The organism is Bacillota bacterium, from assembly GCA_040757205.1.
Lineage (GTDB): Bacteria > Bacillota > Desulfotomaculia > Desulfotomaculales > Desulforudaceae > Desulforudis.
Genome location: JBFLXL010000007.1, coordinates 20,833 through 47,311 on the forward strand (window position 1 = coordinate 20,833; position 26,479 = coordinate 47,311).

Consider the following 26,479-nt stretch of genomic DNA (forward strand, 5'->3'; position numbering starts at 1 on the left):
TTAAACGCCGGCAACCTGACCGCTAGACTCTCCGCCCGACTGCCTGCGCGACTTGTGCCAACTGAACCATAGTCTTCCCAAACTTCTTCGGGGTCAGGGACTGCGCCCCGTCACACAAGGCCTCGGACGGGTTGGGGTGGACTTCGATCAGGAGGCCGTCGGCCCCGGCGGCCACGGCGGCCAGGGCCATCGGCGGCACGAACTTGTACTTGCCGATGCCGTGACTGGGGTCGACCACCACCGGCAGGTGGGAGAGATGCTTGACGATCGGCACGGCCGAAAGGTCCAGGGTATTCCGGGTAAAGGTCTCAAAACTGCGGATCCCGCGTTCGCACAGGATTACGTTCGGGTTCCCCTCGTTCAGGATGTACTCGGCCGCCATCAGCCACTCCTCAATGGTGGCCGACAGGCCGCGTTTCAACAGGACCGGTTTGTTGTACCGGCCCACTTCGCGGAGCAGGTAGAAATTCTGCATGTTCCGGGTGCCGATCTGGATGATGTCCGCGTACTCGGCCACCAGGGGCAGCGTCTGGGCGTCCATGACCTCGGTCACGATCAGCAGACCGTACCGCGCCCGGGTCTCGGCCAGAAGCTTAAGCCCCGTCTCGGCCAGTCCTTGGAAAGCATAAGGGGATGTGCGGGGCTTGTAGGCGCCGCCCCGCAAAATCCGGGCTCCGGCCTCCCTGACTCTTTCCGCCACCTCAAAAAGCTGTTCTTCGCTTTCCACCGCGCACGGGCCGGCCATCACCTGGACGGTGTCGCCGCCGATGGTCACGTCCCCGATGGCGACCACCGTGCGCTCGGATTTCATCACCCGGCTGGCCAGTTTGTACGGGGCCATGATCGGGATGACCTTGTCCACCCCCGGCAGGAGTTCGATCCCGGCGTCCCCGAGGATGGTCTCGTCGCCGATGGCCCCGATAATCGTCCGCTCCACCCCGCGGGAAAGGTGGGCCCGGTAGCCGGCCGACTCTATTCTCTTCACGACAGACTCAATCTCAGCTTCGCTCGCCTCATGGTGCATTACAATGACCATCCTTTACTCCTCCTCCAGAAACGTTTCCAGGGCTTTGATGAACTTTCGATTCTGGTCGCGGGTGCCGATGGTGACCCTCAGGCGGGTGGGATAACCGAACCCACCCCGAATAATGACGCCCCGGCGCAATAGGCCTTGAAACACCGCTTTTTCGTCCCGGCCGACGTCAAACAGGATGAAGTTCGCCTCGGTAGGCACATAGGGCAACCCCATCCGGACCAATTCACGGTAAAGGTATTCCTTTTCCTCCCGGTTCAGCTTCCGGAGCGCCTCCACGTGGGCCTGGCCGGCCAATGCGGCGACCGCTGCTTCCTGGGCCATGCTGTTCACGTTAAACGGTTCGCGCACCCGCTCCAGGCAGTCCACGATCCCCGGCCGCGCCACGGCGTAGCCGACACGCAGCCCGGCCAGCCCGTACATCTTGGAAAAAGTGCGCAGCACGACCACATTAGGAAGAGCGGCGACGTAGGCCAGCCCGTCCGGGTAGCGCGGGTCGTCAACGTACTCGAAATAGGCCTCGTCCAGCACCACCAGGCAGCGCCGGGGCACAACGCCCATAAAACGGTCCAGTTCCGCGCGGCCGACGATGGTGCCGGTCGGGTTGTTCGGGTTGCAGATGTACACCAGCTTGGTGCGCGAGTTCAGGCGCGCGGCCATGGCCTCCAGGTCCAGGGTGTCGTCCTTAAGCGGCACCTCCACCGGCACGGCGTTCATCATCCGGGCCAGCGGCTGGTAGCGCGGAAAACTGGGAACAGGCATCAGTGCTTCGTCACCCGGATCCAGAAAAGCCAGGGAAATCTGCTGGACGATTTCATTGGAACCGTTGCCCAGGTGTACTTGCCCGGGGTCGAGGCCGTAAAATTCGGCCAACGCCTGCCGCAACCGGTAGCTCGACCCGTCGGGATAATAGTGTACCCCGTAAGCGGCGTTTTTCAGAACTTCGATTACTTCCGGGGACGCTCCGACGGCGTTTTCGTTCGACGCCAGCTTCACGACCTCCGTGAGGCCGAGTTCCCGCTGTACTTCCTCAATGGGCTTGCCCGGCCGGTACACCGCCAGGTCCAGGATGTTCCCCCGCGCCAGTTCAGACAACCGACTCCCTCCCCGGGACGGAACCTCTTTGTCGACTAAGGATACATCTTGCGGCTCCGAAATAGTTTATAAAAAATGTTACCACCAACCCCGGAGGCACGCAACCTATAATTTCCGTAGTGTTTGTTTCAGTTCAAGCACCAGACTCCCCACTCTGTTGACGCTCCCGTTCTTATCCGTGCCTTGGATCAATTCGATGACGGCGCTGCCCACGATCAAAGCGTCGGCGTGGGGAGCCAGCGCGCGCACCTGGTCTCCGTGGGCGATGCCGAAGCCGACCGCGACCGGCAGTCCGGTATGCTCCCGCACCGTCCGGCACACCCCCGCCAGCTTTTCGGAGTAGCCGGCCCGCGCACCGGTCACGCCCGTCACCGACACGCAGTACACGAAGCCCCGGGCTTGCGCGGCGATCGCGGCGATCCGGCGTGGCGTGGAGGTCGGCGCCACCAGGGGGATCAGGTCCAGCCCGTATTCATCCGCCAGGGCGAGCACCGGGCCGGCTTCTTCCAGCGGCAGGTCCGGGATGATCAGGCCGTCGGCGCCGGCCCCGGCGGCAGCGGAAGCCAGCCGCTCCGGCCCGAAGCTGAGAATGGGATTGAAATAACTCATCAGCACCAAAGGAACATCGGTCTCCCGCCGCAGTTCCCGTACCAGCGCCAGGATCGCGGCCAGGGTTGTACCCGTTGCCAGCGCGGCCTGTGAGGCCCGCTGGATCACCGGACCGTCCGCCAGCGGGTCGGAAAACGGCACCCCTAGTTCAATCACGTCGGATCCCGAATCCGCCATCGCCAGCACCAGGCTCCTGGTCGTCTCCAAATCCGGGTAGCCGGCAGTTACAAAGGTGATAAGCCCCTTTTCCCCCCGCTCGCGCAGCCGCTCGAAGGCGACGGCGATCCGCCCGCCGCTCATGGCCGCACCTCCCCCGCCACCGTCTCGACATCTTTGTCCCCCCGGCCCGAGAGGTTGACGACGATCGACGCCGCCGGCGTCAGCGTCCGGGCCAGCTTCACCGCCTCGGCGACGGCGTGGGCGCTTTCCAGCGCGGGCAGGATGCCCTCCGTCCGGCAGAGCAGCCGGAAAGCGTCCAACGCCTCGGCGTCCGTGGCGGCGGTGAAGAGGACCCGGCCCGAATCTTTTAGATAGCTCAGTTCCGGGCCCACCCCCGGGTAGTCCAGCCCGGCGGAGACCGAATGCACCGGCAGCACCTGGCCGTGGTCATCCTGCAACAGGTAACTCAGCGAACCGTGCAGCACCCCCGGCCGACCGCGGGACAGGGTCGCCGCGTGGCGGCCCGTTTCCGGGCCGAGCCCCCCGGCCTCCACGCCGACCAGACACACCTTCGGTTCCCCCAGGAACTCCGAGAACATGCCCATGGCGTTCGAGCCCCCGCCAACGCAGGCCACCACGTAGTCCGGCAGACCACCGGTCAGCCGAACGGCCTGCCGGCGCGTCTCCCTCCCGATCACCGACTGGAATTCCCGGACCATCAAAGGGTACGGGTGGGGCCCGGCCACCGAACCGATCAGGTAGTAGGTGTGTTCCACGTTGGTCACCCAATCGCGGATGGCCTCGTTCATCGCGTCTTTCAGGGTTTTGCTCCCCGCGGCCACCTCAACCACCTCGGCGCCCAAAAGCCGCATCCGGAACACGTTCAGCGCCTGACGCCGCACGTCCTCGACGCCCATAAAGATGGTGCAGGAAAACCCAAACAGCGCGGCCGCCGTAGCGGTGGCCACGCCGTGCTGTCCGGCGCCCGTCTCGGCGATGAGCCGCTTTTTCCCCATCCGCCGGGCCAGCAGCGCCTGGCCGAGGGTGTTGTTGATCTTGTGCGCCCCGGTATGGTTCAAGTCCTCCCTCTTGAGGTAGATACGGGCGCCTCCGGCGTAACGGCTCAGGTTCGCGGCGAAGTGCAGGGGGCTCGGCCGGCCCACATAGTGACTCAGGTAGTAGTCGATCTCCTGCTGGAACCGCTCGTCCGCCCGGGCGCTCTGATAGGCCTGCCCCAACTCCTCAAGCGCCGACATGAGTGTCTCGGGAACGTAGCGGCCCCCGAAAGCGCCGTAGTACCCCTTCTCATCCGGCAGCATCATCCCGCCTCCCTTGCCAGTGTAATGAAACGGCGAATTTTCTCCGGGTCTTTGACCCCCCCGGTTTCGACCCCCGTGGAAACGTCCACCCCGTAAGGGCGGACGGCGGTGATCGCCGCCTGGACGTTTTCGGGATTCAAGCCCCCCGCCAGAATGACCGGCCGGGAGAACTTCAGGGACTCCACGAGCCGCCAGTCGAACACCCGCCCCGTGCCGCCCGGCCGCCCCCCTGCGGCGGTGTCCAGCAACAGCGCCCAGACCGGATACGCGGCGCTGTCCCGCTCCAGGTCCCCGGCGGAACTCCTGGTCACCCCGAAAGCTTTGACTACCCGCACCTGAAAATCCCGGCAGTAGTCCGGACTTTCCCGCCCGTGGAATTGGAGCGCCCCCAGCCCGCAGTACGCAGCGATTCCACGGACCGTTTCCGGATCTTCGTCCACGAAAACCCCCACGGTGAGCACTTCCGGGGGCAGTCTCCGGATGATGTCGCGTGCCGTTTCCGGTGCGACCCGGCGTCTCCCCGAAGCGAACACGAAGCCTAGGGCGTCTGCGCCGGCGGCCGCCGCCGCCAGGGCGGTATCAAGGTTGGTAATCCCGCAGATTTTAACCAGGGTCATCGCCTCCCAGGTGCCAGGCATTTGACTTATTCACTTGTGGTGCCGCCCTCCTTGATTTCTCCTGTCGCTTCCTCATTCAATAAGCCTGTTGTACGAGTGCCACATCTGCGGCGGCTTTGTTCTTGCATGTCGCTTGCTCATTCAATAAGCCCGGCATACGGCGTCCTTGAACCATCAGGCCGTCCCCAGGAGTTCCCGGACGCGGGCCCCGATGTCGCCGGCCCGCATCAGGGCCTCCCCCACCAGGGCGGCGTCCACACCCCAGGCCGCCAGCGTCAGCATGTCCTCCCGGGTGCGGATGCCGCTCTCGCTGACTTTGGTCACCCCGGCCGGCAGATGGGCCGCCAATTCCCGGGTGTGCTTGAGATCGGTCCGGAAAGTGCCCAGGTCCCGGTTGTTGATCCCCACCAGACTCGCCGCCGCAGCGGTGGCGCGCTCCAGCTCCCCCGGGGTATGGACTTCGACGAGAGGCTCCATGCCAAGCGCCACGGTCAGTTCCATGAGGTCTTTCAGTTCGTGGTCGTCCAGGGCGGCGGCGATTAACAGGACCGCGTCCGCGCCCAGCACGCGGGACTCGTAAACCTGGTGCCCGGAGATGATGAAATCCTTGCGCAACAGCGGCAGGGCCACGCTTTGCCGGATTGCCGAAAGGTATTCCGGACGGCCGCCGAAATAGGTGCGGTCCGTAAGCACGGAAACGGCGGCGGCCCCGGCGCCCTCGTAAAGGCCGGCGATTTCCACCGGGTCGAAGGCGGCCCGGATCACTCCGGCCGAAGGGGAACGGCCCTTAACTTCGGCGATCAGGGACACCCCGGGCTGCGCCCGCAGCGCCCGGCTGAGGCTCCGGGTGGGCGGCGCGGCGGCGGCCGCCTCCCGCCAGGCCGCCAGTGACGTTCTCCGCCGCAGCGTCTCCACCTCGCTACGCTTGGAGGCGATTATCTGGTCCAGCATGCTTTTCCCCGCCCCGTAAATTCAATCAGTCGCGTCAATCGCTCCCGGGCCGCCCCGGAATCCAAGCACTCGGCCGCGAGGCGCACCGCTTGGGCCATGTCCCCGGCCCGGCCCGCGGCCAAAAGCGTCAGGCCCGCGTTTAACAGCACGGCGTCCCGCCGCGGCCCGGAGGTGCCCTGCAGGATTTCCAGCGTGATCCGGGCGTTGTCCGGCGGGGAACCGCCGGACAGTGACTCGACACCGGCCCGGGCAAACCCCAGTTCCGCCGGGTCAAGGACCCCCGCCCGCACCGAACCGGGGCGCACTTCCCAGACCTTGGCCGGGCCGGCCGGGGATACCTCATCAAGACCGGCGGCTCCGTGGATCACAAATGCGCGTTCCACGGCCAGGCCGCACAGGGCATCGGCCACCAACTCCGCGACCGCCGGGTCGAACACCCCCAGCACCTGAATCCGGGGGCGCACCGGGTTGGTCAGCGGCCCCAGGATGTTGAACACGGTCCGGATGCCGAGTTCCTGCCGCGGTCCGGCAGCGTGCCGCATAGCCCGGTGCAGGTGCGGCGCGAAAAGAAAGGCGATCCCCACCTCGTCGAGGCAGGCTCCCATCTCGGCCGGGGTCAAGTCCAGGTTCACCCCCAGATGGCGCAGGACGTCCGCGCTGCCGCACCGGCTGGAGACCGCCGTGTTGCCGTGTTTGGCCACCGGCACTCCGGCGCCGGCCACGACGAAGGCGGCGGTGGTGGAGATATTGAAAGTCTGGGCGCCGTCACCGCCGGTACCGCAGGTGTCGGCCACCAGTTCGTGCCGCGTCGGCACCGGTTCGGCCCGCGCCCGCATCGCCAGGGCGAAGCCCCTGATTTCCGCCGCCGTCTCTCTCTTCAGGCGCAGCCCGGCCAGCAACGCGCCGATCTGCGCGGGCGTGGCCCGGCCGTCCATAATGTCGGCCATGACCGCTTCCGCTTCGTGCTGCTCCAGGTCCTCCCCGCCGACCAGTTTCTGCAGCGCTTCCCGGATCAATTCCGAAACCCTCCCCTCCGGCCCGTCTCCAGACCGAGAAAATTGGCAAGCAACTCCCGTCCCCATTCGGTCAGAATCGATTCCGGGTGGAACTGCACTCCCTCGACCGGATGGCGGCGGTGTCGCAAGGCCATGATTTCCCCCTCGGGTGAGCGGGCACTCACTTCGAGACAGGGCGGCAGGCTCCCCGCGTCCACGATCAGGGAATGATATCGCGTGGCCGTGAAGGGCGAGGGCAATCCCCGGAAAATCGACTTTCCGTCGTGTTCAACCGGGCACGTTTTTCCATGCATCGGGCGTGCCGCCCTGATCACCCGCCCACCGAAGGCCTGACCGATCGCTTGGTGGCCCAGGCAAACGCCCAGGATCGGAATCCGGCCGGCGCAATGCTTCACCAGCTCCAGTGATATCCCGGCGCTGTCGGGGGATCCCGGCCCGGGAGAAATCACGATCGCCGACGGCGCCAGGGCGTCCACTTCCGCCAGCCTGACGGTGTCGTTGCGCGCCACCCGCACCTCCCGGCCCAATTCCGCCAGGTAGTGCACCAGGTTGTAGGTGAACGAGTCGTAATTGTCAATCATCAGAATCACGTTAAGGCCCCCTGTGCCGCCCGAATCAAGGCGGATGCCTTGTGCATCACTTCCTGGTACTCGCGGTCCGGATCGGAATCAGCGACGATGCCCGCCCCGGCCTGGATATAGACCTGGCCGTCGCGGACGACGGCGGTGCGGATGGCGATACAGGTATCCAGGTTCCCGGTCAATCCCAGGTAACCGACCGCCCCGGCGTAGATACCGCGGCGGGAGGGTTCAAGTTCCTCAATGATCTCCATGGCCCGCACCTTCGGCGCGCCGCTTACCGTGCCCGCGGGGAACACGGCCCCCAGCGCCTCCAGGGCGGTTCGTCCGGACTCAAGGGTCCCCCGGACCTCCGAGGTGAGATGCATCACGTGAGAATAGCGCTCCACGGCCATAAACAGGGGGACTTGCACCGAACCGGGTGCGCACACCCGGGACAGGTCATTCCGGCCCAGGTCGACCAACATCAGGTGCTCCGCCCGCTCCTTCGCGTCCCCTTTCAGTTCTTCCTCGTAGGCCAGGTCGCCGGCCCGGCCGGCGCCCCGGGGGCGGGTTCCGGCAATCGGCCTGGTCCGCACCGCGCCGCCCTCCACCCGGACCAGCATCTCCGGAGAGGCGCCGACCACCGTGGCGGAGCCCAGGTCCAGGTAGAACAGGTACGGCGAGGGATTGATGATCCGGAGCCTCCGGTACATTTCAAAGGGCGGTGTTTGCAGCGGAACCCGCAGCCGCAGGGATAGAACCACTTGTAGTATTTCTCCCGCGGCGATGTACTCCTTGGCCCGGCGCACCGCGGCCTTAAAGGCCTCCGGGGTGGTCTCCGCCACCACCCGAAGCTGCCCGTTCCCCGTGGCCGGAAGGCCGCCGTATTCCGGAAACCGTCCGTCCAGGGTCTCCCGCAGGCGTTGAATCCGGGCACAGGCTCGCGCGTGGGAGGCATCGGGATTATCGCCGACCATGGTGTTCACCACCGCTTTCAGGGTGTGCTGGACGTGGTCGAAAATCAACACCGTTTCCGGGAACATCACGCTGCAGTCCGGAAGACCGAGGTTGTCCGGGGCGCTCGCCGGCAGCCGCTCCAGGTGGCGGACCAGGTCATAGCCGAAATACCCGACGGCGCCGCCGAAAAACCGGGGCAGATCAAGGTCGGGACAGCGGTACTGCCCCAACGTACGGGCCAGGATATCGAGGGGATGACCGCTCACCGCCTCTTCGCCGGCTGCGCTGCGCATCACGCCCGCACCGTTCTTCAATTCCAGCGTCCACAAGGGATCGAAGCCCATAAAGGAGTACCGGCTCAGGCTTTCGCCACCCTCCACGCTCTCCAGCAAGAAACACGGGCCTTGGGGCTCTAGACGCTTGAAAATGGAAATCGGGGTCTCCATGTCGATGGTCCATTCCTGAAAAACGGGAATCAGGTTATTTGTCTCCGCCAGCATCCGGTATTGTTCGATGGAGGGGTTTACCGCGCTCAAGGCCGCGCCTCCTTCCCAAAATACAAAAACCGACACTCAGAAGAGCGCCGGCAAGGTCTTGCGCACCAGGCTCAACTCAGCTCATCTATCTCGCCCTGTCTCCGCTACGCTGGTCCCAATTACCGAACCGGTTGGTTACATTCGTATAAATACCACACCCGGGCGGAGTTGTCAATCGTTTTGGAAGATTTCCCCCAACGTTTGCCGGATGGTCCGAACTTCCTCGTCGTCCAAGACCCGGCTGACCCACAGGTTTTCCTGCACGGTCGACCGGGTGTAAGGAAGCACCTTTCGCCTCTGGGCGTTGAGCAGTATCCGCACGTTAGGGAAGAAGGGATGCGCCTGCGGGGTGTCGACTACGACCCCGACTTCCCCGGAACTCAGCACGACCAAAGTTCCCGTAGGATAGGCCGCCACGCAGCGCACGAAGTTATGCACCAACCTGGTGTCAAACCACCAGTTCCCCGAACCGGCGATTAATTCCAGAGCGTCGTGGGGCGCGTGCGCCTTGCGGTAACACCGTTCGGATGTGAGCGCGTCGTAAATGTCGGCTATCCCCACCATCTGAGCGAGGTAGTTGATGTCCCTTCCCTTGAGTCCAAGAGGATAACCTCCCCCGTTGTAACGCTCGTGATGGGCGTAAGCAATGACGCTGGAAGCCGGGTGTCCACCGAGGATATCCCGCCCGTGGGCGCAATGCAGCTTGACCTGGTCAAACTCGTCAGCCGTCAGCGATCCCGGCTTGTTCAAGATCTCGGCGGGGACCCGTACTTTCCCGGCATCGTGCAGCAGAGCGCCCACCCCGAGATTGATCAGTTGTTCTCTTTGGAGCCCATAGTTTATTCCGGCGAGGACGGCCAGCACGCACACGTTTACCGAGTGGTGAAAGAGGTACGCTCCCTCGGTACGAATATCGACCAGGTTGACGGTGGAGAAGGGGTTTTTCAATAAGTCGCCGACAATGGCGTCCGCTACCCGGGTAATGTCCTGAGTAACATTGATCGCTTTTGTTCCGGGCCTGGACCATTCCATGAGCGATTTTCGGACCTGCATTATGGCGTCCCGTCTGGTCTTATCCGATATAACGTCCTGCACGAACACCCCGTCAAGCAGGCGGTCCTCCACATAAACGGAGCTAAAGCCGATCTTCTCCAGCCGTTGAATGTACTTCCTGCTTAAAGTGACACCGGCCGCCAAATACACCTCGCCGCCGGTGCCCAGGACCGGCCGCGCCAGCCGCATTCCCGGTTCAAGGTAGTTCACCGGTACCTTTCGCATCGATAGGCCATCTCCGTTTTTTGGCTTTAAGCCTGCCCGCTGTGCAAAGCCTTCTTGATGAAAGAGATCTCTTCCTCGTCCAACACCCTGGCTACAAACAGGCATTTGTCCAGGGTGGAGACATCATGCGCGTCGCCCAGCCAACCACCATCAGCCGCGACAAACACGCGCACCACCGGTTGGGTCGGGAACCCCTTGGGCGTGCTCACCACCACACCGATCTCCCTGGAGTTCAGTTCCACCAGTGTGCCGACCGGGTAGGCCGCCACGTTGACCACAAAAGCACGTACCAGATCGAAGTCAAACCAGAAATCTCCGGCCCCCAGCAGCATCTCCAGAGCCTGGTCCGGACGGTAGGCCTTCCGGTAGCACCGGTCGGCCGTCAGGGCGTCGAACAGATCGGCAATGCCGACAATCTGGACCAGCGGCGGGATCTCCCCTGCCTTCAGCCCTCTTGGGTAACCCTCGCCGTTCAGCCGCTCGTGATGCATACCGGCCAACGCCGCCGCCGGGGGATTGTTCTGAAGCAACTCCTCGGCATGCAGCGTGTGTTTCTTAACCAGATCGAACTCCTCCGCGCTCAGTTTTCCGGGCTTGTCCAGGATTTCCGCGGGAACTCTGATCTTCCCCACGTCGTGCATCAGCGCTCCGATTCCCAGTTCATACAGCTCACGCCGGGAGAGGCCGATCTGCGCGCCGATAACCAGCGCCAGGGCGCAGACATTGACTGAGTGGTGGTACAAATACTCATTTTGGGCACGGAGGTCGTAGATGTTGATGGTTGGGGAGGGGTTCTCCACAACTTGACTCACCATGTCACTGACCGTCCGGGCCAGTTCTCTCGGCGGCTCAATCACCTTGGCCCCGGACTCCGCCGTTTCCCGGAGGAGGTTAGCAACTCCGCTGACTGCTTCGCGCCGGGTTTCATCGCGCACTACGTCCTCGGCTTGGGCTACGTGGAGATCACCCAGCAAAGCATCGCGCACATATACGGACACAAAGCCGAGTTCAGCCAGCTTGCGGATGTACCCTGGCGTGAGGATGACTCCGGTTTGGAGGTAGACCTCACCGTGGCCTCCCGCTACTTCCCTGGCGATCCGCATGCCCGGGACCAAGGCTGAAACAGGGACTCTACGCATTGGTCAACCCCCAGGGGAAGGCGGAGATCATCATTGAGAGAGGTCCGGACGCAAAGCGGCCGTCCGGCCCAGGTACACATGTTTGATCTCGTTCTGGGAGCGGCCGGTGTGGACGTGCATCAGGACACGCAGGCAACGGGGCATGGCTCCCGGAACATTGATCTCGGTGGCGCACAGGAGCGGAACCCGGTCCCAGCCCATGTCCCGGGCCGCCGTCGCCGGAAAGTCGGCGTCCAGATCCGGAGTAAGCGTTAGAAACACGCTGACGATATCCTCCAACTGGAGCTCGTTGTCCCGGACCACGGTCTCCAGCAGTTCCCGCGTAGCCTGGAAAATGGCTGCCCGGGTATTGTCCTCGACGGTGTTTGCGCCGCGGATTCCGCGTACCGGACTCATATATTCCTGCTTAAACCTCCTCTGGATCGGCGTCAACGCGCGTATTTCCGCTCCAACATGCGCTGCACCGCCTTGTTTTCCTCATTGACCCGAAACATCAACCGCTCGACATCGAGGCGCCTTAATACCACGTTGGCGGGTTCCAGGACCTCGATCCGGCGAAAATCATCGCGCACCACGAACCGTACCAGATCCTCAACGGTATCGGCCACCAGGGTCAGCTCGGCCGGAGCATACGCTACCTCAACGTTGCCCTGTTCGTCGAACACGGTGTAAATTTCCCCGCCCAAACTGATATCCTCGATTCTTATTCCCTGTACCGGAACGTTCCGGAAAAGGGCGAGCTGCTGTTCGCGGGTCTCCTCCGCCACCTTCTCCGTCGGTTTCCCCCCAAAGAAAAGCTTCCCCGGGCGGGACACGCCTTTGAAGTCCAGACGCACCCTGACCCGCAGTTCCGCTTCCACCAGTTCCTGGCCCGTTTGGGTCCGTACCAACAGGCCTCCCTCCTTCGCGTCCATTGCCTCTTCTTCCAAAAAGTCAATTCTAGTCGATTAATGGAAATCCTGCCGGGTTTACGCCAAACTCACCAGTTTCCTTAAGCTTTGCAGCTCGGACGGCTGCAGGTGCCGCCAGCCGCCGGGCTCAAGTCTCCCGAGTTCGAGGCCGGCCATCCGCACGCGTTTGAGCCTCTTGACTTCAAAGCCCAGGGCGGCCCACATCCGCCGCACCTGGCGTTTCCGGCCCTCGTGAATGGTCATCTCCACCAGCGCCTCCCCGCCGTCACCCCCAAGCAGGCGGATTTCGGCCGGCGCCGTCGGGCCGTCCTCCAGGCGAACGCCGCGCTCGATCGCACCGAGCGCCGCTGGTCCGGGCGTGCGGTCCAGCACCACCCGGTAGGTCTTCGGGACGTGGAAACGGGGATGGGTAAGGCGGTAGGCCAGGTCGCCGTCGTTGGTCAGCAGCAGGAGACCCTCGCTGTCGTAGTCCAGGCGGCCGACCGGAAAGACCCGCCCGCCCGCTCCCGCCACCAGGTCCGTGACTTTTCGCCTTCCCTGGGGATCCCGGGCCGTGGTCACGTAGCCCCGGGGCTTGTACAACAAAACGTAAACCTTGGCCTCGGGCCGGACTTCGCGGCCGTCCACCTCCACGCGGTCCTGAAAGCCATCGACCGTGGTCCCCAATTCGTGGACCACCCGGCCGTTGACCCGCACCCGCCCGGCCAGGATCAGCTCCTCGCAGGCGCGGCGCGAGGCGACGCCGGCCTCCGCCAGGTACTTGTGCAGCCTCACCAAACGGTTCACCCCGAATAACTATCAACGCCTATTGACTCTGATATATGGTACTTGTGCAGCCTCACCAAACGGTTCATCCCCGGCCTGGCTTCACCTTGCCCGGTTTCCCGCCGCTCTAACCTCCAAAAACGAGGCCCACGATGAAGAGGGACGCCAGGAGGGTGGTCAAATCCGCCGTCAGGCCGGAGGCCACGGCGTAGCGGTACCGCCTCACCCCCACGGCCCCGAAATACAGTGTCAGCACGTAGAAGGTGGTGTCGGTCGAACCCTGCATCGTTGAGACCAGCAGTCCGATGAAACTGTCGGGTCCGTGTTTTTCGATCAGTTCGGCGGCGATCCCCAGGGCGGCGCCCCCGGAAAGTGGACGCATCAGGGCGTGGGGCACAATCTCCGCCGGCGCGCCGACCAAAGCAAGCAGCGGGGCGATCAGCCCCACGAAGGAGTCCATGGCGCCCGAGGCCCGGAAAACGCTGATGGCGACCACCATCGCCACCAGATAGGGAATGAGCTTGACCGCCATTCCAAATCCTTGCTCGGCGCCTTCCACAAAGGCCTCGAACACCCGGACCCGGCGGCCGGCCCCCGCAATCAGGACCACGGCGAGGAAGACCGGAATAGCCCATTTGGAGACGGCCCCGACCAGCTCTAGCATAGTCGATCACCCCGGGCCCTGTAAACCCCCCGGAAGAAACGGTCGGCCAGGATGGCGGCCGTCATGCCGCAAGCCGTGGCGAAAATGGTGGTGCCCACCACCGCGGCCGGTTCAGCCGAGCCGTACAGCGCCCGGATCCCGATGACCGTTGAAGGAATCAGCGTCAGGCAGGCGGTGTTCAGCGCCAGAAAAGTGCACATCGCGTCCGAAGCCCGGTCCGGATACGGATTCAGTCTTTGAAGCTCCTGCATCGCGATCAGCCCCATCGGCGTAGCGGCGTTGCCGAGTCCTAAGATGTTCGCGCTTAAGTTCATCACCATCGCCCCTACGGCCGGATGGTCCCTGGGCACGCTCGGAAAAAGGACGCGGACCAGCGGCCGGACCAGGAAAGCCAGTACCCGCACCAGCCCGGCTTGTTCGGCGATTCTCATGACCCCCAGCCAGAAGGCCATAACCGCGATCAGCCCGAACGCTGTCTTTACCGCCAGTTGCGCCCCTTCCAGAGCCGCCTTGGTCACTATCTCGATCCGGCCGTTTAGGCCCGCCGCCAGAATCCCCAACAGCATCAGCGCAAGCCACACGTAGTTGACCATGCTCTCCCTCCCCTCCCTTGTCAACTAACGAATTACTATGAGGGGCGCGAAAAGGGTAGAACCCGTCCACGCGCGGGCCTGGCGGGTTTCTCCCTACCGCGGGGGCAAAAAAAGTCAACCCGTGTTAACGAGCGGGCCGAGGACGGATCCCAAGCGTCGTACCGTACAGGACCACCGGCCTGCAAGCCGGCCTGTGTTCACCAGCGGGTCACACAGCCGGACTTGCTCTACTGCGGCGGTTGCTCTTTCTTCGGCTCCGAACGCTTGATCAGGGCGTCGATCTTGTCCAGCACCTGCGGCGCCAAGTCGATCAGGCGGTCGGCGATTACGTTGGCGTCCACCGGGATCAGGCGCACCTGGTCCTTGCCGATGACCAGAAAACCCACCGGCTGCACGGACACACCCGCGCCGCTGCCGCCGCCGAACGGGAACACGGTCTCCTCTTCACCCTTGTCGACCTCGAACTCAGCGCCACCGGCGGCGAAGCCCAGGGCGACCCGGGAAACCGGGATCACCACCGTTCCGTCCGGTGTTTCCACCGGATCACCGACCACGACGTTCACGTCGATCATTTCTTTTATGCTCTCCATCGCGGTCCTCATAAGTCCTTCGATGGGGTGCGGTTCCATTGCCATATCCTTTCCCCCCTGCTGCGCCATAAAACCTTAAGGCCTGTCATCATAATATGGCCGATGCGCACGTCGAATATGCAGTCCAGGGAAGTACGGAACCGGCGGTGCTCGTAGTCCGGGAACACCGCCAACTCCGGCTTCGCGGCCGGCGCGCAAAGAGCGTAAAGTCCGCTCACCAGCGTACCCTTGGCGGCCCAAGCCACACCGACGGCCAGCCCGGTATGGTGGACTTCTCCGGTACCGATCTCGGTGTACCAGCAAAAACGCCTGATCCGGGTCCGCCCGGCCAGATAAAAGAGGGCGAACAGATAGCCCCCGTATTTTTTGTAGACCGCGAACAAAGAGCCGAAAGGAACGGTCGTCTCTTCGGGGTCTCCCGCGGGCACCGTTTCGGGCAGGCCTTTTTTTGTTTCGAACCGTATCCCGGGACGGCTTTGCACCAGCAGGTCCACCAGGGCCACATCGAGCGAGTAGCGGAGGTACTTCAGCCAGGCCACGCCCACTCTGATCCGGTCGTCCTCACCGCGGCGCTTGAACCTTAAGTGCACCCTGATCCGGGACAAAGGTACCAGAACCAAGACCAAGACCACGGCGCCGGTCACAATGATGGCCGTCATTCAAGGGTTCGCCTCCGGCTTGCCGGTTTTTATCCCTGCTGCCATTTCTTGCAGTTTTCCCGGAAAGCGCCGAAAAAATATCCGGCCCTTTGCGCGGAGCCGGAACATCCAAAGTTAATCTTCAATTCTGGGCGGGTCAGAGGCCCAGCGCCCGGCGCACCAGGCGCATGGTCTCCCGGGCGGCCGCCCGGGCCTTTTCGGTACCGCGTTCGATTACGGCGTCGATCACCCCGGGTTGGGCCAGAAGCGCCTCCCGCCGTTCCCGGACCGGCTTCAGGTATGCGGTGAGACTCCCGGCGAGCTGGAGCTTGCAGGCCACGCACCCCACGGTGCCCGCCCGGCAGGACGCGGCTATTTCGGCGACCAGGTCGCGGTTGTAGAGTTCCTGGTAGGTGTATACGTCGCAAACCTCCGGGTGGCCGGGATCGTTCTTGCGGATGCGCGCCGGGTCGGTGACCATCATCCGCACGCGTTTCTCAATCAGTTCCGGAACGGCACTCAGGCTGATTTCATTCTCGTAGCTCTTGCTCATCTTCCGGCCGTCCACGCCCGGGAGCAAGGACTCCTCCGCCAGCAGCGCCTGCGGTTCGGGAAAGAGGTTCCCGTACAAGTGATTGAAACGGCGGGCCACTTCCCGTGACAGCTCCAGGTGCGGCAGTTGGTCCTGTCCGACCGGCACCGCGTCGGCCCGGTACATCAGGATGTCCGCCGTCTGCAACAGCGGGTAGCCCAAAAAGCCGTACGTGGTGATGTCCTTTCCCTTCACCGCCAGTTGCTGGACCTGGTCTTTGTACGTCGGCACCCGCTCCAGCCAGGACAGGGGGGTGATCATCGAGAGCAAGAGGTGCAGTTCGGCGTGCTCAAGGAGCCGGGACTGGATAAAGACGGTGCTCCGCTCCGGGTCAATCCCCACCGCCAACCAGTCGGCCAGCATCTCCCGGGTGTTTTCTTCGATGGAGCCCGGATCGTCAAAAGCGGTGGTCAGGGCGTGCCAGTCGGCCACAAAAAAGAAGCACTCGTGTTCTTCCTGCAGCCGCAGCCAGTTGGAGAGCACGCTCAAGTGACCGATGTGCAGCCGGCCGCTGGGACGCATTCCGCTCAGAATACGCAATACTTTCATCCTTCTTTCACCAGACTAAAGGCCCGGTCAGCTTCCGAAGAAGCGTGCGATATCGGCCGCAAACCTTAACAGAAATTGAAATGCAGGCTTCACCACCGCCGCCAGGTAGATGCCGATGGCACCGGTGACCAGCAGCACGATCAAAACCGCGAAGCCGTATTTTTCCAGGCTGTAGAGCCATTCCTGCCGCCCCGGCAAGATTCCGGCCAGGATCTTGGACCCATCCAGCGGCGGAACCGGCAGCAGGTTCAGGAAAGCCAGCACCAGGTTGATCAAAATCAGGGAGTGAAGAAAATTGCCAAAAAGCGTTTGCGTCACGGCCGCGATCCCCTGCAGTCCCATGAGCAGGCCCAGAAGCACCGCGCCGACGGCGGCGAGCAGCAGGTTGGAACCCGGTCCGGCAAACGAAACCAGCATCATTCCCCGCTTGATGTCGCCCCGGAAGTTGTGCGGGTTCACCGGCACCGGTTTCGCCCAGCCGAAGACCACGCCGGCGTTCAGGAGCACCAGCGCCGCCGGGAGGATGATCGACCCGACCGGGTCCAGGTGGGGGATCGGGTTAAGCGTCAGGCGCCCGGCACGCTCGGCCGTCCTGTCGCCGAGCCTCTTGGCCATCCAGCCGTGCGCGACCTCGTGAAAGACCACGCCGATCACGATGACGAGAACGGCAATCACGGGATTGGCCCCGAACATTACGAGCGGTCCCCCCAATCCATCATTGTCTCCCGGGCCAGGTTCAATTCCCCTTCCCGGGAGGTCACCTCACCGCGCAATTTGGCCCGCCACACCGCTTCCCTGATCCTCTTCATGCCGGTTTGTTCCCGGTAACCCAAGTCCCTAATATCTTTGCCCGTGATCACCGGTTTATGTTTGTACAGTGCGGCCAGGGCTTCCCGGAACCGTTCTTTCCAGGCTTTCTTCTCCAGCATGAGCAGCACGATCGGGTAGCCCTCGCGCGGCAGGTTCACGAGGTTTAACGCCGCAGCCCGGGCCTCAGGCGCTTTTGCCGCCGACAGCCTGGATACCGCGGACCGCCAGCCGGCAATCGTGTACAGGATTTTGTCGGTCTGACCTTTGCGCAGCTGATACGACCGGCAGAGCTCGTCAACAACGACCAGGTTCTGCCAGTGCAGGATGGCGATCAAGTAGCATAGCCAGGGCTCGGCCGGCTGGGGCACTTTCCAGGAACCAAGACTGTCAAGGGCCTTGGGTATTCCCGAGATCATCGGTTGGACTTCCCAGTACAGGATGTCCGGAAACAACGACGGCCAGAGATTGAGCTGGGCCAGCCGGGCCAATATGGCCGGAACCCGCGGCTCCTTCAGCAAACGCCGGAACTCGGCCCAGATCCGGTCGGGCGGAGCCTGGGACAAAAGCTTGTCACTCACCGCTTCCCGGATCAGCTTCAGCGTCTCCCGTTCGATATTGAAACCAAACCGCTGCTCCAGGCGGACCGCTTGCAAAAGACGCACCGGGTCTTCCTCGAAACTGTGGTTGTGTAAGGCGCGGACCACCCCGTGGTGCAGATCGTCACGGCTGCCGAAATAATCGATCACTTCACCGAAGCGGTCGGGGTTCACCCCCACGGCCAGGGCATTCACGGTGAAATCCCGCCGGTAGAGTTCGTGCCGCAGGGCGGATACTTTGTTATTGGGCAGTTCCGAACCATGCTCAAAAAACCCGGTCCGCAAGGCCACGATGGCCACTTTCCGCCCGTTACGGGCGATTGTATACCCCGACCGGTCGTCAGCGCCGAGCCGCCCCCCGGCCTTCCGGGCCAGTGCTTCGGCAAAGGCCGGCCCGTTACCCTCCACCACCAGCTCCAGATTTTGGCCCGGGGAACCCAGAAACACATCCCTGACCGTTTCTCCAGTCAGGTAGACGGCGCAACCGGTGGCCGAACCAACCTCGCCGGCGACCGTCAGAAGATCGGCCTGTTCGGGTTTGAGGCGGCGCCGGATCAGGTCGGCCGCGTCCCGGTAGTAGGACGGGACGCGGGTCTTTACGTACAAGGTGGAAAACCGCGGTTTGAACTGGGGATGCAGCGTCTTTAGGATGTCGGTCCGGGAAACGATCCCGATCAGGTACCCGTTATCCACAACCGGCAGCCGGCCGATATTGTTCTCGATCATTACGGCCTGCACTTCGGTAACCGGGGTATCCCGTGAAACGGTGATCACGTTTTTGCTCATGTAACCTTTGACCGGTGCGTGACCCAGGTTGTGCCGCTGGGCCTTCTCCACGTCCCGCCGGGAAATGATCCCGACCAGAGCGCCGTCCGACACCACCGGCATCCCGCGGTGTCCGTAGCGCAGCATGATCTGGTTGGCCTCGGAGACCGCGATGTCGGGGGGCACGCTTTTCACCGGCGAAGTCATGATGTCCCCGGCCAAAAGCGGCGGCACCACCATTTCTCCCACCACCTGCAGGAGTTCCGCCGTGATCGTTTCCACGTCGGTGCTCTTTACGGTGGCCGAGGCGGCCGCGTGGTGCCCGCCGCCGCCGAAGTGGGCCAGAATGTCCCGCACGTTCACCTCCGGAAGCGTGCTGCGCCCCACGATGTGGGTCCGGTCCTCCATGGCCACCGCGCAAAAAACGGCGTCCAGCTGTTCAAGCTCGGCCAGCTTATGCGTCAAGAGCGCCAGGCCGCCGACGAATTCACTGACCCGTGTACGCGCCACCAGAATCCGGGCGCCGTTGACATAATGTCTCTCCGCCGAAATCAAGAGGTCCCGCAGCAGGTTTTTCTGCTCGTTGGTCAGGGGGCGCCCCAGGAAATTGGCCACCACGCCCAGATTCGCTCCCTGGGCCAGCAGGAAGGCGATCGACTCCGCGTCCCGGTCGGTGGTACTGGAGAAAATCAAACACCCCGTGTCGCCGTAAATACCAAGCGCCAGCACCGTGGCCTCGTAGGGCGAGACCGGAACCCCGCGGCGCTTGATCTCCTCGACCAGCAGCGTGGTTGCGGCGCCTACCGGCTCAACGATCTCCAATTCACCCTTCAGGTCGCCTTCCATCCGGGGGTGATGGTCCCAGACGTGAATCCGGAGCCTGGGGTTCTTCAAAATCTCCGCCAGGCGTCCCAGGCGGTTGGGTTGCATGGTATCCACCACGATCAGGAAGTTCACGTCGGAAAACCTGATTTCGCTCGGTTTCCGGATTTCAAGGATATCCATGTGGAGCGCGACAAACTCCTCGACATTCTGGGCCATTTTGCCCGGGAGCACCAGTTCGGCGTCCGGATGCAGCTTCTGCGCGGCCACCATCGCGGCCAGACCGTCGAAATCAGTATTGGTGTGGGTTGTGATCACTTTCATGAATTGCCGTTCACCCCGCAGCTGGAAACTCCCCGGGCGGCATTAGGCCAGGGGCGCCCGCGCCGGGCGCCCCATCCCTTAACCCTGTTCCGTTCCGTTCACCGGATGCCGGCCGCTACGCCTCTCTGGTGCGAAACCGCGCCGGCAGAACATCGTTTCGGATCAGGTCGGCGTAGCTTTCCCGGCGCACAATCAACTCGGCGCTCCCGTCCCGGACCAGAACCATTGCCGGACGGGGATACCGGTTGTAGTTGCCCGCCATCGAGTAGGTGTAAGCCCCGGTGCAACTAACGGCGACCAGGTCGCCGACCCGCACCGGCGGCAGGTACGCCTGCCGGATCAATACGTCCCCCGACTCACAGTAGCGGCCGGCCAGTGAGACGCCGGCGGTGTGAATGGGCCCGTTCATCCGGTTGGCCAAGCACGCCTCGTACTTAGCTCCGTACAGAGCCGGGCGGGGGTTGTCTCCCATCCCGCCGTCCACCGCCACATAGGTCCGGATATCTGGAATCTCTTTGACCGTGCCTACGGTGTACAACGTTGTCCCCGCCGGGCCGGAGATGGACCGCCCGGGCTCAACCAATATCCTGGGAATGGGCAGGTTTTCGTCAGCTGCGGCCCGCGCAACTGCACCAAAGATCGTTTCGGCCAAGTTCTCCACAGCCGGCGGGTCATCCCCCGGACCATAGTAGATGCCCAGACCACCGCCCAGGTCAAGCTCTTCAATCACCCAGCCCGTCACGTCCCGCACCCGGCCGGCGAAGGCCAGCAGGATCCGGGCGGCGTCGGCGTACGGTTCCAGTTCGAAGATCTGCGAGCCGATATGGCAGTGCAGTCCACGCAGCCTCAAAGCCGGATGCTCCAGGCAGCGGCGGACCGCTTCCAGCGCCTGACCGTTCAAAATGGCCAAGCCGAACTTCGAGTCGATCTGTCCGGTTCGGATGTAATCATGGGTATGGGCCTCAATCCCGGGGGTCAGGCGCAGCAAAAGGCTGCATTCCCGGCCTTGCTCCGCCGCCAAGCGACCCAGAAGGTCAAGTTCGTCGATACTGTCACACACGAACCGGTGCACGCCAAGACGAAGCGCTACCCGCACCTCGTCGGCCGTCTTGTTGTTGCCGTGAAAATAGACCCGGTCCATCGGGAAACCAGCCTGGACGGCGGTGTAGAGCTCGCCGCCGGAGACGACGTCCAAGCCCAACCCTTCTTCCTCGACCAACCGGCAAACGGCAAGGGTCAGGAGGGCCTTCCCCGCGTAGAGCACCCCGCCGTTGCCTCCGGCAAAGGCCCGCCGGTACGAACGGCAGTTTTCTCGAAACAATGCTTCATCCAGCACGTAAAGGGGCGTCCCGAAAACCCGGGCCAAATCGATGGTGTCGCAGCCCCCGATTTCCAGGTGGCCTTTTTCGTTGACCCGCATGGTGCCGTGCAGTCTCATGTCCGCCTCCCGGCCTGAAAAAAGATTCCTATACTTGGGGCAGCCCGGCGAGGGAGTGCTGCAGCAAGTAAGACCGGGCCTTGCGCATACCCTCGTCGGGGACTATACTTGGGGCAGCCCGGCGAGGGAGTGCTGCAGCTCGGCCTCAGGCAGGGGGTAGTCCTGCAGCGACCCGGCCAGGAAATCGTCGTAGGCGGCCAGGTCCAGGTAACCGTGCCCGCTCATGCAAAATACGATCGTCTTGCCCTCTCCGGCTTCCCGGCAGGCAATCGCTTCCTCGACCGCGCAGGCCACGGCGTGTGCCGACTCCGGCGCCGGGACGACGCCCTCGGTCTGCGCGAACAACACCGCGCTCTCGAACACCTGCTTCTGACCGTAGGCCACCGGGTGGATGAAACCGTCCCTGACCGCCTGACACAAGAGCGGGGCGTCCCCGTGGTAGCGCAGGCCGCCGGCGTGAATGCCGGGGGGCATGAAGTCCTTGCCCAGGGTGTACATGTGAATCAGGGGCGTCAATCCGGCCACGTCCCCGAAGTCGTAGGCCAGTTTGCCCCGGGTCAGCGTCGGGCAGGCCGTGGGTTCCACGGCCAGCAACCGCGGCGCGGCCTCACCCTTGATGATCTGCTCCACGAACGGAAAGGCGAAGCCGGAGAAGTTGCTTCCGCCGCCGCAGCAGCCGATGGCGATGTCGGCTTGCTCGCCGGTCTTGGCCAGCTGGGTCCTGGTCTCCAGGCCGATGACCGTCTGGTGCAACAGTACGTGGTTCAAAACGCTTCCCAATGCGTAGTTGGTATCGGCACGCTTGGCGGCGTCTTCCACCGCTTCGCTGATCGCCAATCCCAGGCTGCCCGGAGAATCCGGATTGGCGGCCAGTGCCGCCCGGCCCGCCTCGGTCCGGTCACTGGGGCTCGGGATGACTTCGCCGCCGAAGATCTGCATCAGCGAACGGCGGTAGGGTTTCTGCCGGTAGCTGACCTTCACCATATACACGGTGCACTCCAGTCCAAAGAACCGGCAGGCCATGGCGAGCGCACTGCCCCACTGCCCGGCACCCGTTTCGGTGGCCAGCCTTTTCACGCCCGCCCGCTTGTTGTAGTAGGCTTGCGGTGCCGCGGTGTTCAGCTTGTGGCTGCCCGCCGGACTGTAGCCCTCGTATTTGAAGTAGATGCGTGCCGGCGTGTCGAGCGCCTTCTCCAGGCGCAAGGCGCGAATCAGCGGGGTGGGCCGCCAGAGACGGTAGATGTCCCTAATCTCGTCTGGGATCGGGATCCATTTGTCGGTGGAAACCTCTTGCATGATGAGTTCCATCGGGAAAATGGGGGCCAGGTCCTCCGGCCCGATCGGTTGCCTGGTGCCTGGGTGCAGCGGCGGTGGAACCGGGTTGGGGAGGTCGGCCTGAATATTGTACCAGGCCTCCGGGATCTCGGCTTCCGACAACAGGATCTTGGTTTGGGTCACTAAAACTCCTCTCCTCTCAAAAAAACTCATTTTCATTTTACTGACTCTGACAAGCTTCTGCAAGGGCGAACTTCATACGCCCCTCGCGGTCTCGAAATTTTGAGAAATTTAAACAGCCATACCGCACGCGGCACCACTTGGGATGAAAATCACCTAAACCGCTGCTCTGTATTTTCGGAGCAGGGCTCCTTTGGCTGAAAAGCGCAATGGCTGCCGGCAGGCAGATGATATGGAGCCCTGAGGCACGGCGAATGGTGCTGATCTAAAAGACCGGCTGTGGGTTGTCTAACCCTTGGGTTTGAACAGGATCGCAAAGAAGTAGCCGAAAACCACGGCGGCGGTAACGCCGGCGGCGGCCGCCTCCACCCCCCCGGCGAACACCCCCAGCAACCCGTCCTTCTCAACCCCTCTGATGGCCCCCTGCGCAAGGATGTGCCCAAAACCGGTGAGCGGTACCAGCGCCCCCGCGCCCGCCAGTTCGACCAGCGGCTGGTAGAGACCCAGCGCCGAGAGGACGGCGCCCGTGGTCACAAACCCCACCAGGATGTGTGCCGGAGTCACCTTGTAGTTGGTCAGGTCCATCAGCAGTTGGCCCACCACGCAGATGAGGCCGCCTACTATGAAGGCCGTCAGGAAAATCACCGGGCCGCCGCCCCTTCCTTACCGTCTCTCAATTACTACCCCGTGGCCGATTCCCGGAATGGTTTCTCCCTGTTTGGGGGAGTCGGCGTTCAGCAGCGCACCGGTGCCCACGCCCAAGAAGCGCTGGAGTTTCCCGGCCTGAAGCTGCTGCAGCAGATAACCCCCGGTGACCACCGCCGAACAGGCGCAACCGCTGCCCCCGGCGTGGGTATCCTGCGTGTCGTGGTCGTAGATCAGTATTCCGCAATCGGTATACCGGCCCTCCACCCGGTAGCCGTGGTCCCCGATCAGCCCCTGGGCCAGTTCCCGGCCGTAGATCCCCAGGTCCCCGGTGACCACCAGGTCGTAGAACTCCGGCGGCCGCCCGGTGTCCTGAAAGTGCCGGACGATGGTATCGGCCGCGGCGGGGGCCATTGCCGCCCCAAAGTTGGTGGGATCACTCTGACCCAGGTCAATCACCTTTCCGACGGTGGCGTGGGTGATGACCGGACCGGCCCCTTGGGACGCCAGGACCATGGCGCCCGCGCCGGTGACCGTCCAGCTCTGCGCCAGGGAGCGCTGCACCCCCTGTTCGGTCGGAAACCGGAACTGCTTTTCGGCGGTGCAGCAGTGCGAAGACGCGGCCACCAGCACTTTCTCCGCGAAGCCGCCGTCGATGAGCACGGCGCCGATAATCAGCCCTTCGTAAAAGGTGGAGCAGGCGCCGAAAAGCCCCAGGTGGGGGATGCCCAGGCTGCGGGCCGCAAAAGAAGAGGCCAGGATCTGGTTCTCCAGATCTCCGGCCAGGAAGAAGTCAATTCCCTGCGGACCAAGGCCCGCTTTTTTCAGGGCGGTCTTCGCCGCGTCCTCGAGCATCCGGCGCTCGGCGTGCTCCCAGGACTTCTCCCCGTGATAGGGATCGTCAATGGCCAGGTCAAAGGTTTTCCCGAGCGGCCCCCGGGCCTCCTTGCCACCCACGACGGTACCGCTGGCCACGATCACCGGGGGGTTCTGGAAAACGAGCGTTTGCAGGCCTTTCTTCTTGGCGGCAGGCATGCGTATCCTCCGTCATCTGAACCAGAAATAGAAGAGCCCGGTGAGCCAGGCCGTCACAATTCCGAATACCAGGACCGGACCGGCGATGGTGAAAAGCCGCGCACCCACCCCGAGGACCAGCCCTTCGTTTCGCGCTTCCATGGCCGGCGCCACCATCGCGTTCGCAAAACCGGTGATCGGCACGATCACTCCCGCACCGGCGTATTTCGCGATATCGTCGAACACCCCCAACCCGGTCAGGAAGGCGGCGATAAAGATCAGCACCACCGCCGTCATGGTTCCGGACTCCAGCACGGGCAGCCCCGCCGCCAAAAACGCGCTCAATAAGCCCTGACCGACGGCGCAGACGAGCCCCCCGACCACGAACGCCCAGATTGCGTTCACCAGGACATTGGGTTTGGGGTTGATCCGGTCGGTGAAGTTCCGGTAGTGCTTGCGTTGGATCCCGGCCGGTTTGGTGAAGTCAACGTTCAAAACCCTGACACCCCGCCTGTCTAAAGCTTACCGGTCGTTACCGGGACTATTCCACGTAGGCGATCTTCAGGTCGGCCTTGTACTCGACCACCCGGCCGTCCTGCACATCCGCGGTCATGTTCACCACCTCGACCCCGGTGATGTTACCGATCTTTTGGGCGGCTTCCCCTACCGCGCTGAGTACCGCGTCATCCCAGCTCTTCTTGGACTGGGCCACCAACTCCGCCACTTTCACCTGCATGTTCTTTGTTCCTCCTCGTGCGATAGATGCGGTGAACCCTAAAACCAGATTTATTATGCCGGTGCCCCGCCGGGATTATTCCCGCGGTTCAAAGCTCGGCTCCGGCCATGTTTTTCAGTTTCTTCAGGGCTTCCCTTTCCAAGCGGGACACCTGCACCTGGGAAAGCCCCAGGCTGCGCGCCACTTCCGCCTGAGTTTTGTCCTCGAAAAAGCGCCAAACCACGATCCGCCGGTCCCGTTCCGGCAGGCCGTCCAGGAGTTCATGCAGCGCGATCCGCTCGACCCAGGCGCCTTCGTTCCCTTCCTTGTTCTGAACCTGATCCATAACGTGGATCGGATCTCCCTCGTCCTGGTGCAGAATTTCGTACAACGAGGTTGGGGACTGGGCCGCCTCCAGCGCGCCCACCAGTTCCTCGCGGGGGATGCCCAGTTCCTCGGCCAGCTCGCCGATAGTGGGGTCGCGGTCCAGCCGCGCTTGAAGCTGTTCACGCGCCGACTGCGCTTTCCAGGCCAGCTCCTTCAAAGAACGGCTGACGCGCAGCGGGGTGTCGTCCCGCAAAAATCGCCGGATCTCCCCGATGATCATGGGGACGGCGTAGGTGGAAAACCTCACTTTGAAGCGCAGGTCGAACTTGTCAATCGCCTTCATGAGACCGATGCAGCCGATCTGGAACAGGTCGTCGGGATCGTAGCCCCGCCCCTCGAAGCGCCTGATAACGTTGCAGACCAGCTTCAGGTTGGCGTTGATCAGTGTTTCCCGGGCCAACACGTCGCCTTGCTGGGACAGTCGCAACAGGCGGCGGGTCTCCCGGTCCTTAAGCAGGGGGTGGTTGGGAATATTGAGGTCAATTCGCGTGCGCATGGCCACCGGGCAATCCGGCCCGCTTGGTCATCAGCACCTTGGTGCCGCGGCCGGGCACCGTCTGCACGTCAAGAGTATCCATAAACGACCGGATGAAGGAAAAACCCAGCCCAAGGCGCTCCACCCCGCTCGTGTAACCGGGGCGCAGGGCTTCCGCCAGGTTCCCGATCCCTTTGCCGCCGTCTTCAACGGCGATCTCCAGCTCATTCCCCCGGACTACGGCGGTCACTTTGACCAACTGGTCCGGCGCCCCTTGATAACCATGGATGATGGCGTTGGAAACCGCTTCGGACACCGCACCCTTGATGTCGTCCAGTTCACTGACTGTATAGTTGAGCTGCGCGGCAAAGGCAGCCACCGTCACCCGGGCCAGCCCCACGTTCACCGGTAGGCTGTAGAACTCCAAACGCAAGAAATTGTGATAATCCAAGCCGACCGTCC

General features: G+C 63.3%; 29 protein-coding genes. All 29 read right to left on the reverse strand.

Features of this window, described 5'->3' with window-relative positions:
- Window positions 1–22: 22 nt before the first annotated feature.
- Window positions 23–1,036, reverse strand: a complete 1,014-nt coding sequence (gene aroF / locus AB1402_06620; GenBank protein MEW6541268.1) for a 3-deoxy-7-phosphoheptulonate synthase — start codon at window positions 1,034–1,036, stop codon at window positions 23–25.
- A 3-nt stretch (window positions 1,037–1,039) separates the two neighbouring features.
- A complete protein-coding gene (gene hisC / locus AB1402_06625) occupies window positions 1,040–2,128 on the reverse strand; it encodes a histidinol-phosphate transaminase (protein MEW6541269.1) in 1,089 nt (362 codons plus the stop codon).
- Between the two features lie 105 nt (window positions 2,129–2,233).
- On the reverse strand, window positions 2,234–3,037 hold the full coding sequence (gene trpA / locus AB1402_06630) for a tryptophan synthase subunit alpha (GenBank protein ID MEW6541270.1): 804 nt from the start codon (window positions 3,035–3,037) through the stop codon (window positions 2,234–2,236).
- Window positions 3,034–4,215 carry a tryptophan synthase subunit beta gene (gene trpB / locus AB1402_06635; protein ID MEW6541271.1) on the reverse strand — a complete coding sequence of 394 codons (1,182 nt, stop codon included), beginning with the start codon at window positions 4,213–4,215 and terminating at the stop codon, window positions 3,034–3,036. The genes trpA and trpB overlap by 4 nt, the downstream gene beginning before the upstream one ends.
- Window positions 4,215–4,832, reverse strand: a complete 618-nt coding sequence (locus tag AB1402_06640; GenBank protein ID MEW6541272.1) for a phosphoribosylanthranilate isomerase — start codon at window positions 4,830–4,832, stop codon at window positions 4,215–4,217. Before AB1402_06640 ends, trpB begins: the two co-directional genes overlap by 1 nt.
- A 174-nt stretch (window positions 4,833–5,006) precedes the next feature.
- The gene (trpC, locus tag AB1402_06645; protein ID MEW6541273.1) at window positions 5,007–5,783 is read right to left on the reverse strand and encodes an indole-3-glycerol phosphate synthase TrpC; all 777 of its coding nucleotides are present in this window, start codon (window positions 5,781–5,783) and stop codon (window positions 5,007–5,009) included.
- Window positions 5,768–6,799, reverse strand: coding sequence for an anthranilate phosphoribosyltransferase (trpD, locus tag AB1402_06650; protein ID MEW6541274.1), 1,032 nt, complete (start codon window positions 6,797–6,799; stop codon window positions 5,768–5,770). The genes trpC and trpD overlap by 16 nt, the downstream gene beginning before the upstream one ends.
- On the reverse strand, window positions 6,796–7,389 hold the full coding sequence (locus AB1402_06655; protein MEW6541275.1) for an aminodeoxychorismate/anthranilate synthase component II: 594 nt from the start codon (window positions 7,387–7,389) through the stop codon (window positions 6,796–6,798). The genes trpD and AB1402_06655 overlap by 4 nt, the downstream gene beginning before the upstream one ends.
- Window positions 7,386–8,852, reverse strand: a complete 1,467-nt coding sequence (gene trpE, locus AB1402_06660; protein ID MEW6541276.1) for an anthranilate synthase component I — start codon at window positions 8,850–8,852, stop codon at window positions 7,386–7,388. Before trpE ends, AB1402_06655 begins: the two co-directional genes overlap by 4 nt.
- Window positions 8,853–9,023: 171 nt before the next feature.
- The gene (locus tag AB1402_06665; GenBank protein MEW6541277.1) at window positions 9,024–10,130 is read right to left on the reverse strand and encodes an HD-GYP domain-containing protein; all 1,107 of its coding nucleotides are present in this window, start codon (window positions 10,128–10,130) and stop codon (window positions 9,024–9,026) included.
- A 26-nt stretch (window positions 10,131–10,156) separates the two neighbouring features.
- Window positions 10,157–11,269 (reverse strand): HD domain-containing phosphohydrolase, encoded by a 1,113-nt coding sequence (locus AB1402_06670; protein MEW6541278.1) that lies wholly within the window; start codon window positions 11,267–11,269, stop codon window positions 10,157–10,159.
- Between the two features lie 30 nt (window positions 11,270–11,299).
- Entirely contained in the window at window positions 11,300–11,665 is a 366-nt protein-coding gene (gene aroH, locus AB1402_06675; GenBank protein MEW6541279.1) for a chorismate mutase, read from the reverse strand.
- A gap of 32 nt (window positions 11,666–11,697) precedes the next feature.
- Window positions 11,698–12,183 (reverse strand): hypothetical protein, encoded by a 486-nt coding sequence (locus AB1402_06680; GenBank protein ID MEW6541280.1) that lies wholly within the window; start codon window positions 12,181–12,183, stop codon window positions 11,698–11,700.
- A gap of 54 nt (window positions 12,184–12,237) precedes the next feature.
- Complete coding sequence (locus AB1402_06685) at window positions 12,238–12,954, reverse strand: pseudouridine synthase (protein MEW6541281.1); 717 nt, start codon at window positions 12,952–12,954, stop codon at window positions 12,238–12,240.
- Between the two features lie 118 nt (window positions 12,955–13,072).
- Window positions 13,073–13,609, reverse strand: coding sequence for a nucleoside recognition domain-containing protein (locus AB1402_06690; protein ID MEW6541282.1), 537 nt, complete (start codon window positions 13,607–13,609; stop codon window positions 13,073–13,075).
- A complete protein-coding gene (locus tag AB1402_06695; GenBank protein ID MEW6541283.1) occupies window positions 13,603–14,202 on the reverse strand; it encodes a nucleoside recognition domain-containing protein in 600 nt (199 codons plus the stop codon). The genes AB1402_06690 and AB1402_06695 overlap by 7 nt, the downstream gene beginning before the upstream one ends.
- A 227-nt stretch (window positions 14,203–14,429) precedes the next feature.
- Window positions 14,430–14,837, reverse strand: a complete 408-nt coding sequence (gene ytfJ / locus AB1402_06700; GenBank protein MEW6541284.1) for a GerW family sporulation protein — start codon at window positions 14,835–14,837, stop codon at window positions 14,430–14,432.
- Window positions 14,801–15,451, reverse strand: a complete 651-nt coding sequence (locus AB1402_06705; protein ID MEW6541285.1) for a DUF2953 domain-containing protein — start codon at window positions 15,449–15,451, stop codon at window positions 14,801–14,803. The genes ytfJ and AB1402_06705 overlap by 37 nt, the downstream gene beginning before the upstream one ends.
- 136 nt (window positions 15,452–15,587) lie before the next feature.
- Window positions 15,588–16,571 carry a tryptophan--tRNA ligase gene (gene trpS / locus AB1402_06710; protein MEW6541286.1) on the reverse strand — a complete coding sequence of 328 codons (984 nt, stop codon included), beginning with the start codon at window positions 16,569–16,571 and terminating at the stop codon, window positions 15,588–15,590.
- Between the two features lie 27 nt (window positions 16,572–16,598).
- Window positions 16,599–17,264, reverse strand: a complete 666-nt coding sequence (locus tag AB1402_06715) for a site-2 protease family protein (protein MEW6541287.1) — start codon at window positions 17,262–17,264, stop codon at window positions 16,599–16,601.
- Window positions 17,264–19,888 (reverse strand): CBS domain-containing protein, encoded by a 2,625-nt coding sequence (locus tag AB1402_06720; protein ID MEW6541288.1) that lies wholly within the window; start codon window positions 19,886–19,888, stop codon window positions 17,264–17,266. Before AB1402_06720 ends, AB1402_06715 begins: the two co-directional genes overlap by 1 nt.
- Before the next feature lie 115 nt (window positions 19,889–20,003).
- Window positions 20,004–21,326, reverse strand: a complete 1,323-nt coding sequence (lysA, locus tag AB1402_06725; protein MEW6541289.1) for a diaminopimelate decarboxylase — start codon at window positions 21,324–21,326, stop codon at window positions 20,004–20,006.
- A 102-nt stretch (window positions 21,327–21,428) separates the two neighbouring features.
- Window positions 21,429–22,784, reverse strand: coding sequence for a TrpB-like pyridoxal phosphate-dependent enzyme (locus AB1402_06730; GenBank protein ID MEW6541290.1), 1,356 nt, complete (start codon window positions 22,782–22,784; stop codon window positions 21,429–21,431).
- 285 nt (window positions 22,785–23,069) lie between these two features.
- Window positions 23,070–23,426: a stage V sporulation protein AE gene (gene spoVAE, locus AB1402_06735; GenBank protein ID MEW6541291.1), complete on the reverse strand. Its 357-nt coding sequence runs from the start codon at window positions 23,424–23,426 to the stop codon at window positions 23,070–23,072.
- Between the two features lie 18 nt (window positions 23,427–23,444).
- Window positions 23,445–24,461, reverse strand: a complete 1,017-nt coding sequence (gene spoVAD, locus AB1402_06740; GenBank protein ID MEW6541292.1) for a stage V sporulation protein AD — start codon at window positions 24,459–24,461, stop codon at window positions 23,445–23,447.
- 12 nt (window positions 24,462–24,473) lie between these two features.
- Window positions 24,474–24,935 (reverse strand): stage V sporulation protein AC, encoded by a 462-nt coding sequence (gene spoVAC / locus AB1402_06745; GenBank protein ID MEW6541293.1) that lies wholly within the window; start codon window positions 24,933–24,935, stop codon window positions 24,474–24,476.
- Between the two features lie 46 nt (window positions 24,936–24,981).
- Entirely contained in the window at window positions 24,982–25,176 is a 195-nt protein-coding gene (locus tag AB1402_06750) for a dodecin family protein (GenBank protein MEW6541294.1), read from the reverse strand.
- An 88-nt stretch (window positions 25,177–25,264) separates the two neighbouring features.
- Window positions 25,265–26,038 (reverse strand): RNA polymerase sporulation sigma factor SigF, encoded by a 774-nt coding sequence (sigF, locus tag AB1402_06755; GenBank protein ID MEW6541295.1) that lies wholly within the window; start codon window positions 26,036–26,038, stop codon window positions 25,265–25,267.
- Entirely contained in the window at window positions 26,022–26,468 is a 447-nt protein-coding gene (gene spoIIAB, locus AB1402_06760; protein MEW6541296.1) for an anti-sigma F factor, read from the reverse strand. Before spoIIAB ends, sigF begins: the two co-directional genes overlap by 17 nt.
- Window positions 26,469–26,479: the final 11 nt, after the last annotated feature.

Excerpts from the sequence above, each read along its gene's own strand:
- trpC (MEW6541273.1), bottom strand. The coding sequence starts at position 5,783 with ATGCTGGACCAGATAATCGCCTCCAAGCGTAGCGAGGTGGAGACGCTG.
- trpS (MEW6541286.1), bottom strand. The coding sequence starts at position 16,571 with ATGAAAGTATTGCGTATTCTGAGCGGAATGCGTCCCAGCGGCCGGCTG.
- trpB (MEW6541271.1), bottom strand. The coding sequence starts at position 4,215 with ATGCTGCCGGATGAGAAGGGGTACTACGGCGCTTTCGGGGGCCGCTAC.
- AB1402_06670 (MEW6541278.1), bottom strand. The coding sequence starts at position 11,269 with ATGCGTAGAGTCCCTGTTTCAGCCTTGGTCCCGGGCATGCGGATCGCC.
- AB1402_06750 (MEW6541294.1), bottom strand. The coding sequence starts at position 25,176 with ATGCAGGTGAAAGTGGCGGAGTTGGTGGCCCAGTCCAAGAAGAGCTGG.
- AB1402_06680 (MEW6541280.1), bottom strand. The coding sequence starts at position 12,183 with ATGGACGCGAAGGAGGGAGGCCTGTTGGTACGGACCCAAACGGGCCAG.
- spoVAD (MEW6541292.1), bottom strand. The coding sequence starts at position 24,461 with ATGCCTGCCGCCAAGAAGAAAGGCCTGCAAACGCTCGTTTTCCAGAAC.
- sigF (MEW6541295.1), bottom strand. The coding sequence starts at position 26,038 with ATGCGCACGCGAATTGACCTCAATATTCCCAACCACCCCCTGCTTAAG.
- trpA (MEW6541270.1), bottom strand. The coding sequence starts at position 3,037 with ATGAGCGGCGGGCGGATCGCCGTCGCCTTCGAGCGGCTGCGCGAGCGG.
- AB1402_06665 (MEW6541277.1), bottom strand. The coding sequence starts at position 10,130 with ATGCGAAAGGTACCGGTGAACTACCTTGAACCGGGAATGCGGCTGGCG.
- AB1402_06715 (MEW6541287.1), bottom strand. The coding sequence starts at position 17,264 with ATGTTCGGGGCCAATCCCGTGATTGCCGTTCTCGTCATCGTGATCGGC.
- aroH (MEW6541279.1), bottom strand. The coding sequence starts at position 11,665 with ATGAGTCCGGTACGCGGAATCCGCGGCGCAAACACCGTCGAGGACAAT.
- ytfJ (MEW6541284.1), bottom strand. The coding sequence starts at position 14,837 with ATGGCAATGGAACCGCACCCCATCGAAGGACTTATGAGGACCGCGATG.
- AB1402_06705 (MEW6541285.1), bottom strand. The coding sequence starts at position 15,451 with ATGACGGCCATCATTGTGACCGGCGCCGTGGTCTTGGTCTTGGTTCTG.
- aroF (MEW6541268.1), bottom strand. The coding sequence starts at position 1,036 with ATGGTCATTGTAATGCACCATGAGGCGAGCGAAGCTGAGATTGAGTCT.
- AB1402_06720 (MEW6541288.1), bottom strand. The coding sequence starts at position 19,888 with ATGAAAGTGATCACAACCCACACCAATACTGATTTCGACGGTCTGGCC.
- AB1402_06640 (MEW6541272.1), bottom strand. The coding sequence starts at position 4,832 with ATGACCCTGGTTAAAATCTGCGGGATTACCAACCTTGATACCGCCCTG.
- lysA (MEW6541289.1), bottom strand. The coding sequence starts at position 21,326 with ATGAGACTGCACGGCACCATGCGGGTCAACGAAAAAGGCCACCTGGAA.
- AB1402_06690 (MEW6541282.1), bottom strand. The coding sequence starts at position 13,609 with ATGCTAGAGCTGGTCGGGGCCGTCTCCAAATGGGCTATTCCGGTCTTC.
- AB1402_06695 (MEW6541283.1), bottom strand. The coding sequence starts at position 14,202 with ATGGTCAACTACGTGTGGCTTGCGCTGATGCTGTTGGGGATTCTGGCG.